Source organism: Streptomyces sp. NPDC090106 (assembly GCF_044747265.1).
Taxonomy (GTDB): Bacteria; Actinomycetota; Actinomycetes; order Streptomycetales; family Streptomycetaceae; genus Streptomyces.
In genome coordinates this window covers 698,538-710,072 of record NZ_JBIVDS010000005.1, presented here as the reverse complement: position 1 = coordinate 710,072, position 11,535 = coordinate 698,538, and the positions used below count along the sequence as shown (strand labels likewise).

The 11,535-nt window shown below is 70.8% G+C and carries 14 protein-coding genes; 6 read left to right on the top strand and 8 right to left on the bottom strand.

From position 1 onward, the window contains the following. Positions 1-356: 356 nt before the first annotated feature. Entirely contained in the window at positions 357-998 is a 642-nt protein-coding gene (locus ACIPSE_RS20285; protein ID WP_401664441.1) for a DNA-3-methyladenine glycosylase, read from the bottom strand. Positions 999-1,183: 185 nt separating this feature from the next. Here ACIPSE_RS20285 and ACIPSE_RS20280 point away from each other — a divergent pair, with 185 nt between their 5' ends. From ACIPSE_RS20280 to ACIPSE_RS20270, 3 genes are all read left to right on the top strand, one after another. Continuing rightward, positions 1,184-1,966, top strand: coding sequence for a sporulation protein (locus ACIPSE_RS20280; RefSeq protein WP_401664440.1), 783 nt, complete (start codon positions 1,184-1,186; stop codon positions 1,964-1,966). 42 nt (positions 1,967-2,008) lie between these two features. Continuing rightward, a complete protein-coding gene (locus ACIPSE_RS20275; protein ID WP_401664439.1) occupies positions 2,009-2,548 on the top strand; it encodes a YbhB/YbcL family Raf kinase inhibitor-like protein in 540 nt (179 codons plus the stop codon). A gap of 153 nt (positions 2,549-2,701) precedes the next feature. Then, positions 2,702-3,208, top strand: coding sequence for an HNH endonuclease (locus ACIPSE_RS20270; protein WP_401664438.1), 507 nt, complete (start codon positions 2,702-2,704; stop codon positions 3,206-3,208). Between the two features lie 69 nt (positions 3,209-3,277). Here the strand turns inward: ACIPSE_RS20270 and ACIPSE_RS20265 are convergent, their stop codons facing one another. From ACIPSE_RS20265 to ACIPSE_RS20255, 3 genes are all read right to left on the bottom strand, one after another. Continuing rightward, positions 3,278-4,234, bottom strand: coding sequence for an SPFH domain-containing protein (locus ACIPSE_RS20265; protein ID WP_401664437.1), 957 nt, complete (start codon positions 4,232-4,234; stop codon positions 3,278-3,280). 144 nt (positions 4,235-4,378) lie between these two features. Beyond that, positions 4,379-4,813, bottom strand: coding sequence for an NfeD family protein (locus tag ACIPSE_RS20260; protein WP_401664436.1), 435 nt, complete (start codon positions 4,811-4,813; stop codon positions 4,379-4,381). Between the two features lie 107 nt (positions 4,814-4,920). After that, a complete protein-coding gene (locus tag ACIPSE_RS20255; RefSeq protein ID WP_401664435.1) occupies positions 4,921-5,718 on the bottom strand; it encodes an ABC transporter ATP-binding protein in 798 nt (265 codons plus the stop codon). A gap of 138 nt (positions 5,719-5,856) precedes the next feature. Between ACIPSE_RS20255 and ACIPSE_RS20250 the strand changes: the two genes are divergently transcribed. Next, the gene (locus ACIPSE_RS20250; RefSeq protein WP_401664434.1) at positions 5,857-6,645 is read left to right on the top strand and encodes a hypothetical protein; all 789 of its coding nucleotides are present in this window, start codon (positions 5,857-5,859) and stop codon (positions 6,643-6,645) included. A gap of 69 nt (positions 6,646-6,714) precedes the next feature. On the opposite strand, the gene ACIPSE_RS20245 is transcribed toward ACIPSE_RS20250, so the two are convergent. From ACIPSE_RS20245 to ACIPSE_RS20230, 4 genes are all read right to left on the bottom strand, one after another. Beyond that, a complete protein-coding gene (locus ACIPSE_RS20245; RefSeq protein ID WP_401664433.1) occupies positions 6,715-6,954 on the bottom strand; it encodes a chaplin in 240 nt (79 codons plus the stop codon). A 189-nt stretch (positions 6,955-7,143) separates the two neighbouring features. Further along, positions 7,144-7,386: a chaplin ChpE gene (chpE, locus tag ACIPSE_RS20240; RefSeq protein ID WP_401664432.1), complete on the bottom strand. Its 243-nt coding sequence runs from the start codon at positions 7,384-7,386 to the stop codon at positions 7,144-7,146. Between the two features lie 167 nt (positions 7,387-7,553). Beyond that, positions 7,554-8,195 (bottom strand): response regulator, encoded by a 642-nt coding sequence (locus tag ACIPSE_RS20235; RefSeq protein ID WP_401664431.1) that lies wholly within the window; start codon positions 8,193-8,195, stop codon positions 7,554-7,556. Further along, on the bottom strand, positions 8,188-9,333 hold the full coding sequence (locus ACIPSE_RS20230) for a GAF domain-containing sensor histidine kinase (RefSeq protein ID WP_401664430.1): 1,146 nt from the start codon (positions 9,331-9,333) through the stop codon (positions 8,188-8,190). Before ACIPSE_RS20230 ends, ACIPSE_RS20235 begins: the two co-directional genes overlap by 8 nt. Positions 9,334-9,533: 200 nt before the next feature. Between ACIPSE_RS20230 and ACIPSE_RS20225 the strand changes: the two genes are divergently transcribed. Together ACIPSE_RS20225 and ACIPSE_RS20220 are read left to right on the top strand one after the other, a co-directional pair. Then, complete coding sequence (locus ACIPSE_RS20225) at positions 9,534-10,220, top strand: SDR family NAD(P)-dependent oxidoreductase (RefSeq protein ID WP_401664429.1); 687 nt, start codon at positions 9,534-9,536, stop codon at positions 10,218-10,220. Continuing rightward, a complete protein-coding gene (locus tag ACIPSE_RS20220; RefSeq protein WP_401664428.1) occupies positions 10,217-11,335 on the top strand; it encodes an S-adenosylmethionine:tRNA ribosyltransferase-isomerase in 1,119 nt (372 codons plus the stop codon). The genes ACIPSE_RS20225 and ACIPSE_RS20220 overlap by 4 nt, the downstream gene beginning before the upstream one ends. Positions 11,336-11,535: the final 200 nt, after the last annotated feature.

Sequence of the window (11,535 nt, the reverse complement as noted above, 5' to 3'; positions counted from 1 at the left end):
CGGACGCTTCCTTTGTACTCACCCGAGAGACTCTCTCAGGCTTTCCTCCGGGCTTTTCCCTTCGGTCTTGCGTTTCCGACTCTATCAGACCGTTTTCCGATCCGATTCCCTGTCGGGGGGATTTGCCGGAGGACTTGGACTTTCGCCCGTCGCCCTTTCGACATTCACTACGTTAGCCCATCCCCTCGCTAACTCATAATCGAGTTCCGCGAGTTTGAATTCAGGCATGCGGGCACGCCGAATTGACCCTCGCTGAGAGGCTGTCGTTGGTAGTGGTTTGGCCACTTCCGGCTGCTGGCGATTGCCGTACCCGGTTCAAGCGGCTCGGGCCACGTTACGCACGTTCCAAGAACGAGTCAACTTGAGCGGCGCCTCGGCGTATGGGCCCGATAAGGGCTCACCGTCGGGTCGTCGGTGATCCAGAAGCGCCAGGGGTGGACGGCCCCGTCGCCGGAGACCCCGGTGCGCGGACCACTGCTCACCTGGCCGGACGGCACCGCGGTGCCGGTGAGCATCCTCAGCGGGGTGTCGTCCGGAGTGCACGCGTCCGTGCCGTCGAGGGCGCGGTCCACGTCGAGGGCGGTGGCCAGGCGGGCAGGCCCTTTGGCCAGTTCCTTGTCGTTTCGGGCCGAGAGTCGACGTTTACGCGCGAGCTCGGCGCCCTCGACGATCTCCCCGGCACGGAGCAGGGCACCGCTCGGCGTGCCGACGGGACCGGTCACCAGGTTCATGCAGTGCCACATGCCGTAGGTGAAGTAGACGTACACGTGTCCGGGCGGACCGAACATCACGCCGTTGCGGGCGGTGCGACCGCGATAGGCGTGCGACCCCGGGTCGTTCTGCCCGTCGTAGGCCTCCACCTCTGTGATGCGGAGGGCGATCGGACCGTCGGGGGTGGTGCGCAGGAGGACGCGGCCCAGGAGGTCGGGTGCGACCTCCAGTACGGGGCGGGCGAAGAACTCCCGCGGCAGCGGCGTACGGTCGGGGGTCGCGATCATGGCGTCCGAGGGTAGTGCAGACGGAAGGTCGCGACGGGGTGGTCAGCGGACGTTCGTCTTGCCAGGGTGAAGGCGCGGAACCGGCCAAGGCCGGATCGCGTTTCTATGGATCGAGGGTCCGTACACGGATCAGTGGTCCGCTCCACTCCCACGAGATGATCCACACCCACGACATAAGGAGAGACATGGCGTTCAAGAAGCTGCTCGCGAGCCTGGGGGCCGGCGGGGCTTCGGTCGAGACGGTGCTGACTGAGGTCAACGTCGTCCCGGGCGGCGTCGTCCAGGGTGAGGTGCGGATCCAGGGCGGGTCCGTCAACCAGGAGATCGAGGGGCTCTCGGTCGGGCTCCAGGCCAAGGTCGAGGTCGAGAGCGGCGAGGAGGAGTACAAGCAGAACATCGAGTTCACGAAGGTGAGCCTCGGTGGTGCCTTCCAGCTCCAGGCCGGTGCCGTGCACGCGGTGCCGTTCGGGCTGGAGATCCCCTGGGAGACGCCGGTCACGATGATCGACGGGCAGTCGCTGCGCGGGATGAACATCGGTGTGACGACGGAGCTGGCCATCGCGCGCGCGATCGACTCCGGTGACCTGGACGCCATCAACGTGCACCCGCTGCCCGCGCAGAAGGCGATCCTGGACGCCTTCATCCAGCTGGGCTTCCGGTTCAAGAGCGCGGACATGGAGAAGGGGCACATCCGCGGCACGCGCCAGCGGCTGCCGTTCTACCAGGAGATCGAGTTCTTCCCGCCGCAGCAGTACCGCGGGATCAACCAGGTCGAGCTGAGCTTCGTCGCCGACCAGAACGCCATGGACGTCATCCTGGAGATGGACAAGAAGCCGGGCCTGTTCAGCGAGGGCAGCGACACCTTCCGCTCCTTCCAGGTGGGTCTGCACGACTTCCAGGGGACCGACTGGGCTGCGTATCTCAACCAGTGGCTGTCCGAGGTCGGCAGCAAGCGCAACTGGTTCTAGGCTCGGGACCGCTGATTCCGTTATCGATCAGGAGGTACCGAGGTGACCGAGCTCAAGCGGCGGCCTCTCCCCCATGACTTCCACCCGCCCGTCCCGTCCTTCACGGTGACGAGCGAGAACATCGCGGAAGGGGCGACGCTCAAGGACGCCCAGGTCTACGCGGAGGGGAACACCTCTCCGCACCTGAGCTGGGAGGGCTTCCCGGAAGGGACCAAGAGCTTCGCCGTGACCTGCTACGACCCCGACGCCCCCACGGGCAGCGGGTTCTGGCACTGGGTCCTGTTCGACATCCCGGCCTCCGTGACCGAGCTGCCGGTGGGCGCGGGCAGCGGCACGTTCGAGGGGCTGCCGGAGGGCGCCGTACAGGCGCGCAACGACTACGGCAGCAAGGACTTCGGCGGGGCCGCGCCGCCGCCCGGGGACGGGCCGCACCGGTACGTCTTCACGGTGTACGCGGTCGACCAGGAGAAGCTCGGGCCCGACGCCGACGCCTCTCCGGCCTTCGTCGGCTTCAATCTGCGGTTCCACGCCGTCGCGCGTGCGCAGCTCATCGGGGAGTACGAGAACCCCGCGCAGGGCTGAAATCCGAGCGTTCATGGAACGTTTGCCCGCCTCTGGTCTTGGAAGTGATCAGGGGCGGGCACTTTTTATTTCGTTGTCCATCTCGGCGTGCCCGGCCAGAGTTGATCCCAGCCCGCCAGGGGGGTGGGCCGGTGCGCACGGGAGGTGGGCTGGATGCGGGACACGCTGGTGCTGAACGCGAGCTTCGAGCCGCTGTCGACAGTGACGTTGAATCGAGCCGTCGTTCTGGTGCTCCAGGACAAGGCCGTCGTCGAGCAGTCCCACCCCGAACTGCGCATGCGCGGTGCCGCCGTCGACATACCGGCGCCGCGTGTGATCCGGCTGTGCCGGTACGTGAGGGTGCCCTTCCGAAGACAAGCACCGTGGTCGAGGCGGGGTGTGCTGGTCAGGGACCGGAACCGGTGCGCGTACTGCGGGCGCAGGGCGACGACCGTGGACCACGTGGTGCCGCGGGCGCAGGGTGGCCGTGACTCGTGGCTGAACACGGTGGCCTCCTGCGCGGAGGACAACCACCGCAAGGCGGACCGGACTCCGGAGCAGGCGGGGATGCCTCTGCTGCGGCAGCCGTTCGAGCCGACGCCGGCCGACGCGATGCTGCTGTCGCTGGGCGCCGAGGAGTTCGACGCCCTGCCGGGGTGGCTGGCCCGGGACGCCGCCTAGCACGGGATGAACGGCGAAGGGGGCCCGCCTTGTTCGAGGCGGGCCCCCTTCGCGTGGCGTGGAGTGGCGTCAGTCCAGGGACGGCTTCTCCCGGCGGTCGGATCCGCCGTTGCTGCCACCGGAGCCGGAACCGCCGCCCAGGCCTCCGCCCAGGCCGCCGAGGTTGCCCATGGCGCCGGAGAGGCCCTTGAGGGCGTCGCCGATCTCGCTGGGGACGATCCAGAGCTTGTTGGCGTCGCCCTCGGCGATCTTGGGGAGCATCTGGAGGTACTGGTAGGACAGCAGCTTCTGGTCCGGGTCGCCGGCGTGGATGGCCTCGAAGACCGTACGGACGGCCTGGGCCTCGCCCTCGGCACGCAGGGCCGCCGCCTTGGCCTCACCTTCGGCGCGCAGGATCTGGGACTGCTTCTCGCCCTCCGCGGTGAGGATCGCGGCCTGGCGCGTGCCTTCCGCGGTGAGGATCGCGGCGCGCTTGTCACGGTCGGCGCGCATCTGCTTCTCCATCGAGTCCTGGATGGAGGTGGGCGGTTCGATCGCCTTCAGCTCGACACGGTTGACGCGGATGCCCCACTTGCCGGTCGCCTCGTCGAGGACGCCGCGCAGGGCCGCGTTGATCTCCTCGCGGGAGGTGAGGGTGCGTTCGAGGTCCATGCCGCCGATGATGTTGCGCAGCGTGGTGACCGTGAGTTGCTCGATGGCCTGGATGTAGCTGGCCACTTCGTAGGTGGCCGCGCGGGCGTCGGTCACCTGGTAGTAGATGACCGTGTCGATGTTGACGACCAGGTTGTCCTGGGTGATCACCGGCTGCGGCGGGAACGGCACGACCTGTTCGCGCAGGTCGATGCGGTTGCGGATGGTGTCTATGAACGGGACGACGATGTTGAGTCCCGCGTTGAGCGTGCGCGTGTATCGGCCGAAGCGCTCCACGATGGCGGCGCTGGCCTGTGGGATGACTTGGATGGTCTTGATCAGGGCGATGAAGACCAACACCACCAGAATGATCAGAACGATGATGACCGGTTCCATCGTCGCTTCCCCGTACCCTTCTCCGCCTCGGCGCTTTCGGAAGATCTTATGTCTGTTGAAGATCTTGCTGGTCGAGTCTGACAGACCGTCGTACAACTCGTTGGGCGTTCGCGTCAGTTGCGTGCTGCGATACGTTCTGCGAGGTCACATGACGATCGCCGTGGCTCCCTCGATGTCCACGACATCGACTTCCTGTCCCGCTTCGTAGGCGCGGTCGGTGTCGAGGGAACGAGCCGACCAGACTTCGCCGTTGAGCTTGATACGGCCGCCGTCGCCCCCGTCGACGCGTTCCAGGACGAGGGCCTGTTTCCCCTTCAACGCCTCGATGCCCGTGGCGAGTCGGGGGCGCTGGGACCGGTGCCTGGTGGCAATCGGCCGGACGACGGCGATGAGGGCCACCGAGACGACGGCGAAGACCAGCACCTGGACGACCACGTCGAAGCCGAGGCCTGCCATCACCGCGGCGGCGACCGCGCCCACGGCGAGCATCCCGAACTCCGGCATCGCCGTCACGACGAGCGGAATGCCGAGCGCCGCCGCGCCGATGAGCCACCACACCCATGCGTCGATGTCGTTCACATGGTCATGGTAGGTCCGCGCAACCCGTCGCGGACAGGGCGCAGATGGGGTTGGCACACGCTTCTTACCGGCGAACTCCCCCTGTGCACCGATCTTTTGCGGGTCGCTTACGACATCGGCAGGCCCTGGGCGGTCCAGCGCTCGCCGACCTGCTCGACGACGAGCGGGAGGCCGAAGCAGAGCGAGAGGTTGCGGGAGGTGAGCTCCAGCTCCAGCGGGCCGGAGGCGAGGACCTTGCCCTGGCGGATCATGAGGACGTGGGTGAAGCCGGGCGCGATCTCCTCGACGTGGTGGGTGACCATCAGCATCGAGGGGGCGATCGGGTCGCGGGCGAGGCGGCCCAGGCGGCGGACGAGGTCCTCCCGGCCGCCGAGGTCGAGGCCGGCGGCGGGCTCGTCGAGGAGGAGGAGCTCGGGGTCGGTCATCAGGGCGCGGGCGATCAGGGTGCGCTTGCGCTCGCCCTCGGAGAGGGTGCCGAACTTCCGGTCGAGGTAGTCGCTCATGCCGAGGCGGTCGAGGAAGGCGCGGGCGCGCTGCTCGTCGATCTCGTCGTAGTCCTCCTGCCAGGTGGCGGTCATGCCGTAGGCGGCGGTGAGGACGGTCTCCAGGACGCTCTGGCGCTTGGGGAGCTTGTCGGCGAGGGCGATGCCGGCGACGCCGATGCGGGGGCGCAGTTCGAAGACGTCGGTGCCGGGCCTGCCGAGGGTCTCGCCGAGGATGGTCGCGGTGCCCGTGCTGGGGTAGAGGTAGCTGGAGGCGAGGTTCAGGAGCGTGGTCTTGCCGGCGCCGTTCGGGCCGAGGATGACCCAGCGCTCGCCTTCCTTGACCGACCAGTTGACCTGGTCCACCAGAGCCCGGCCCTCACGGACCACGGATACGTCCTCAAGCTCCAGAACATCGCTCATGAGCGCGTTGTCTCCCCTTGCAGTGTGACCGGTCGGCGTCTCGGCTGGCGCGTGCGCGGTTGTGGGCGCACCCCTCTACGAAATCTACGCCACTGGTCGGCCGCTCCCATCCATCGGTCCGGTCCTTAGGGTGGGGGCATGTTCTCGGAACCTCGCTCCGGGCGTCTTGCCGCTTGGGGAAACGCGCTTTTGGCCGGATTTGTCTCACCTGATGACGCGGTGCACGCGGTGGTGGGCGACGACGCCGTGCATCGGGTGGAGGGGCTGCCGGGCGAGTCGGCTCCGGTCGGGCTGTCGCTCGCGCTGGGGCGGCTGCGGGCGCTCGGTACGACCGGTCTGCGGGTCGCGCTGCCCGCGCCGGGGCATCCGCTGGGGCTGAGCGGGCCGCCGGAGTTCAACGCGCGGGCGCTGGAGGCCGAGGAGGCGGCGATCTGTCAGGGGGCGGCGCTCGGACTGGTGCCGGAGGTGCACGAGGCCGGGCCCCGGGGCGATGTGCATGTGGAGGTGGTCTGGCGGGTGCTGCCGGTGCGGGAGGCGCCGCCCGCCGACGTGCCGTCGCTGGGCGAGGCCGAGCGGGAGCTGGCGGAGGGGCTGCGGGAGGCGACCGAGGTGCTGACGCGGCTGGACGTGGCCGGGTCGGGGCCGGTGGCCGAGGCGGCGATCGACGCGTACCGGGCGCGCTCAGAGCGAGGGCGCGAGGTGCTGGCGCCGGGGTATCCGCCGCGTGCGGTGCGGGTGCTGGAGCTGGCGCAGCGGGTGGGGCTGCTGATCACGGTGGCCGAGGAGAGCGGGCACGGGAGCGCGGTGACCGCCGGGGAGATCGCGGCGCGGGCGCAGGCGTTGCGGCCGGTGGAGCGGGTGGCGCGGCGGGCGCAGGTCGCCGCGTACAACGCGTTCGTGGAGGAGCGGGAGCGCGGGGTGCGCTGAGCGCACGGAAGGGGCCCCGCCGGTCGTCGTCGACCGGCGGGGCCCCTTCCGTGCGCCTGGTGAGCGACGTCAGTCGTTCACGCCGGTGTTGCCGAACGCGGGGTTCAGGACACCGATGAGGTTGGCGGTGTTGCCGACCACGTTGACCGGGACGTGGACGGGGAGCTGGCCGATGTTGCCCGAGCCGACGCCCGGGGACTTCACGGCGGCGGCGTCCGCGCCGGAGTCGGCGACAGCGGCGCCGGCGGAAGCACCGGCGGCGACACCGGCGACGGCGACGGCCACAGCGGCCTTCTTGGCGATGTTCATGAGAAAGGTTCCTCCTGCGTATACGTATCGACCCGGGTCACGGGTCATGCCTGCACAACGGGGAGGAGCGCGGGAACGGTACGGGATTCGGCCGCGAACAGCCTGTTCGGGCCATTGGAACGACAAACGGACCGGCCCCCCGGGTCAGGCCCGGGAGGCCGGAGGCTCACTGCCGCTCCGCGGGGGAGGTCAGCGGTTGACGCCCAGGTTGCCGAAGGCGGGGTTGAGGATGCCCACGACGTTGACGCTGTTGCCGACCGCGTTGACCGGGATGTGGATCGGGGCCTGGACGAGGTTGCCCGAGACGACGCCGGGCGAGCCCACGGCGTTGCCGTCGGCGTGCGCGTCGGTGGCGGAGGCCATGCCCGCACCGGCGGCGATCAGACCGCCGGCCACCATCGTCACGGCCGCTGCCTTCTTCAGGTTCTTCACTTCTGAGCCCTCCTGGTGATCGCCGCGGCAGTCGCCGCGGCACGCACTGGAGAACGGCGGAGATCGCCGGAGGTTGCGCCATCCGGGGGACATTCCCACGACGGTATGAATCTCAGTCCGGAGCGGAACCCTCCGAATTGCCGCTCCCCCGGCGCCCACCTCGTGGTTCAGCCGGCCACTCCGTGACGGACCGCCCAGAGCGCGGCCTGGGTGCGGTCCGCCAGGTCGAGTTTCATCAGGATGTTCGAGACATGCGTCTTGACGGTCTTCTCGGAGAGGACGAGGGCGCGCGCGATCTCCCGGTTGGAGCGGCCGTCGGCGATCAGGCCGAGGACCTCGCGCTCGCGTTCGGTGAGCGAGCCGCCTCTGCCCTGGCCGGAGTTGGCCTCCTCCTGGGAGAGCAGGGCGCCGGCGACCTCGGGCTGGAGCAGGATGTGCCCGGCGTGCACGGAGCGGATGGCGCCGGCGAGGGCGTCGGGGTCGATGTCCTTGTAGACGTAGCCGGCGGCGCCCGCGCGCAGGGCCGGGACCACCGTGCGCTGTTCGGTGAAGCTGGTGACGACGAGCACGCGCGCGGGGTTGTCCAGTTCGCGGAGCCTGCGCAGGGCGTCGACGCCGTCCATGCCCGGCATCTTGAGGTCCATGAGGACGACGTCGGGCCTCAGTTCCTCGGCGCGGGCCACGCCCTCGGCGCCGTCGGCGGCCTCGCCGACGACCTCTATGTCGTCCTGCACTTCGAGGAAGGTGCGCAGGCCGCGGCGGACCACCTGGTGGTCGTCGACGAGCAGCACCTTGATTGCGTCAGCCACCAGGGACCTCCATTTCGATCGTGGTGCCCTTGCCGGGCGCCGATTGCACGCTCAGGGCGCCGCCGACGCCGTTCGCCCGGTCCCGCATGGAGACGAGGCCGAGGTGCCGTCCGGCGCTGCGGGTGGTGTGCGGGTCGAAGCCGCGGCCGTCGTCGGTGACACGGAGGACCGCTCCGGTGCCGCGGCGGGCCAGGGTCACGTCGACATGCTCGGCGCCGGAGTGGCGCAGGGCGTTGTGCAGGGCCTCCTGGGCGACGCGCAGGACGGCCTCCTCCTGGGCGGCGGGCAGGGCGCGGACGCCGTAGCCGGCGAAGGTCACGCGCGCGGTGTGGGCGCGGTCGAGGACCTGGACCTGGGTGCGGAGGGTGGCGACGAGGCCGTCCTCGTCGAGGGCGGCGGGGCGCAGTTCGACGACGGCGGCGCGCAGTTCGTCGGCGGCCTCGGCGGCGAGTTCGGCGACCTGGTGCAGCTCGCCCTTGGCACGGGAGGGGTCGCGGTCGACGAGGGCGGCGGCGGCCTGGGCCGTCAGGCGCAGCGAGAACAGCTTCTGGGCGACGGCGTCGTGCAGTTCGTGGGCCAGCCGGTTGCGTTCCTCGGCGATGGTCAGTTCACGGCTGCGTTCGTAGAGGCGGGCGTTGGTGAGGGCGATCGCGGCGTGCTGGGCGAGGATCGACAGGAGTTCCTCGTCGTCCTGGGTGAAGCCGCAGCTGCCTTCGGGCTTCGGGCAGTGCTTGTTGGCGAGGAAGAGGGCGCCGATGACCTCGTCGCCGTCGCGGATGGGCAGGCCCAGGAAGTCGGACATGTCGGGGTGGGCGGAGGGCCAGCCCTCGAAGCGGGGGTCCTTGCGGACGTCGGCGAGGCGCTCGACCTTCGCCTCCTGGAGCATCGCGGCCAGGATGCCGTGCTGGCGCGGGAGCGGGCCGATGGCCTTCCACTGCTCGTCGCTGACGCCGTCGACGACGAACTGGGCGAAGCCGCCGTGGTCGTCGGGGACACCCAGGGCCGCGTACTGCGCGTCGAGCAGCTCCCGGGCCGAGGCGACGATCGTCTTGAGGACGTCGCGCACCTCCAGGTGCCTGCTCATGGCCAGCAGCGCGGCGCTCACCGCGGCGAGGCCCGACCGGGGTCCTTGACTCATGACCTCACGGTACCGGCGGGGTGTGACAGTCCGTATCCGACCTGTGGCGGCCCTGCCTAGGGCGGTGGTCCTAGGCCCCGGGGAGGGGGCGGTCGGCTTAGGGCGAAGGGACCCGCCGGTCCGCGACCCGCGTCCGAGGCGGGCGGGGGCAGGCGGTTCCTACGTTGGGGCACATCGAGACGACGACAAGGGGATGTGTCATGCCGGTAGCGATCATCACGGGGGCGTCGAAGGGTCTGGGGCGGGCGCTCGCCGGGGCGCTGGCCGCCCTGGGCTGGGACCTGGTGCTGGACGCGAGGAACGCGGAGGCGCTCCGGGAGACGGCGGCGGAGCTGCCGACGCGGGTCACGGCGGTGCCGGGGGACGTGGCGGACGCCCGGCACCGGGCCGAGCTGGTGGCCGCCGCGTGGCGGCTGGGCGGCGTGGACCTGCTGGTGAGCAACGCCAGCGCGCTGGGCGCCGAACCGCTCGTACGGCTGGACGGGCTGCCGCTGGAGGGGCTGCGCAGGGCGCTGGAGGTGAACGTGGTGGCCGCGCTCGGGCTGGTCCAGGAGGCGTTGCCGTTGCTGCGGGCGGCGCGCGAGGGGGCGGTGATCGCCGTCAGCTCGGACGCCGCGGCCGAGGCGTACGAGACCTGGGGCGGCTACGGGGCGTCCAAGGCGGCCCTCGACCAGCTGGTGGCGGTGCTCGGCGCGGAGGAGCCCGGGCTGCGGGTGTGGGCGGTGGACCCCGGGGACATGGCCACGGACCTGTACGCGGCGGCCGTACCGGGCGACGGGGATCCGCGGCCCGATCCGGCGTCGGTGGTGCCGGGGTTCCTGCGGCTGCTCCGGGAGCGGCCGGCGAGCGGGCGGTACACGGCGCCCGCGCTGGTGGAGGGGCGATGACGACGGTCGCGCGGGTTCCCGAGGAGCTGTCGGCACGGGTCCCCGCCGAGCAGCGCGGGCCGGGGCTGGGCCGGGACGCGGTGCGGCTGCTGGTGTCGCGGGGGACGGCGGTGGGGCATCACGCGTTCGCCGAGCTGCCGTGTCTGCTGCGGGCCGGGGACCTGCTGGTGGTGAACACGTCGCCGACGCTGGCCGCCGCCGTGGACGGGCGGGTGGGGCACGCGCGCGTGGTGGTGCACTTCTCCACGCGCGGGGACGACGGGCGCTGGGCGGTGGAGCTGCGCGCGCCGGACGGGCACGGCACCACGCGTGCCCGGCCGGGCGGGCCCGCGGGGACGAGGGTGCGGTTGCCCGGGGGCGCGCGGCTGGTGCTGGAGGAGCCGTTGAGCGCGAGCGGGGAGCGGCTGTGGTGGGCCCGGGTGGCGGGGGCCGGGGTGGCGGGGCTGCTGCGCGGTTACGGGCGGCCGATCCGGTACGCGTACACCGAGCGGGACCAGCCGCTGTCCGTCTATCAGACGGTGTTCGCGCTGCCGCGGCCCGGCGGGCTGGGCAGCGCGGAGATGCCGAGCGCCGCGCGGCCCTTCACCGCTCCCCTGGTGGCGAAGCTGGTGAGCCGGGGGGTGCAGTTCGCGCCGGTCACCCTGCACACCGGGGTGGCGTCGGCGGAGGCGCACGAGCCGCCGTACCCGGAGCGGTTCGAGGTGCCGGAGGCGTCGGCACGGCTGATCGAGGCGGCGCGGGCCGGGGGCGGGCGGGTCGTGGCCGTGGGGACGACGGCCGTGCGGGCGGTGGAGTCGGCGGCCGGTGCGGACGGCGCCGTACGCGCGCGTGCGGGGTGGACGGATCTGGTGGTGACCCCGCAGCGGGGTGTGCGGGTGGTGGACGGGCTGCTGACCGGGCTGCACGAGCCGGAGGCCTCGCATCTGCTGATGCTGGAGGCGGTGGCGGGGCGGGCGGCGGTCGACCGCGGCTACGAGGAGGCGGTGCGCGGGCGCTATCTGTGGCACGAGTTCGGGGACGTGCATCTCCTGCTGCCGGAGGAGACCTCGGGAGGGCTCCTCACACAGAGCGTTGCTCCAGCAACTCCCGGTGAGATTCCTGAGGGGTCGATGTGAGCCCGCACATAGGGTGCACATCACGTACTAGCGTCAATAGGAGATAAAGGGGGCGGGGGTGAGCGGGGAAGACGTTCCTGTCTGTCCTGATTTGCCCATCCCCGCTCCACTACCGGGGATCGTACGTCACACCTTTGCCACACATTTTTGCGGTCGCTAAGAATGGCTGCCGTCGCTCAGCGCCGCGGGTTGCCGCCCGC

Coding starts and splice junctions, on each gene's coding strand:
- ACIPSE_RS20285 (WP_401664441.1), bottom strand. CDS start 998: ATGATCGCGACCCCCGACCGTACGCCGCTGCCGCGGGAGTTCTTCGCC.
- ACIPSE_RS20280 (WP_401664440.1), top strand. CDS start 1,184: ATGGCGTTCAAGAAGCTGCTCGCGAGCCTGGGGGCCGGCGGGGCTTCG.
- ACIPSE_RS20270 (WP_401664438.1), top strand. CDS start 2,702: ATGCGGGACACGCTGGTGCTGAACGCGAGCTTCGAGCCGCTGTCGACA.
- ACIPSE_RS20265 (WP_401664437.1), bottom strand. CDS start 4,234: ATGGAACCGGTCATCATCGTTCTGATCATTCTGGTGGTGTTGGTCTTC.
- ACIPSE_RS20255 (WP_401664435.1), bottom strand. CDS start 5,718: ATGAGCGATGTTCTGGAGCTTGAGGACGTATCCGTGGTCCGTGAGGGC.
- ACIPSE_RS20250 (WP_401664434.1), top strand. CDS start 5,857: ATGTTCTCGGAACCTCGCTCCGGGCGTCTTGCCGCTTGGGGAAACGCG.
- ACIPSE_RS20245 (WP_401664433.1), bottom strand. CDS start 6,954: ATGAACATCGCCAAGAAGGCCGCTGTGGCCGTCGCCGTCGCCGGTGTC.
- ACIPSE_RS20230 (WP_401664430.1), bottom strand. CDS start 9,333: ATGAGTCAAGGACCCCGGTCGGGCCTCGCCGCGGTGAGCGCCGCGCTG.
- ACIPSE_RS20225 (WP_401664429.1), top strand. CDS start 9,534: ATGCCGGTAGCGATCATCACGGGGGCGTCGAAGGGTCTGGGGCGGGCG.
- ACIPSE_RS20220 (WP_401664428.1), top strand. CDS start 10,217: ATGACGACGGTCGCGCGGGTTCCCGAGGAGCTGTCGGCACGGGTCCCC.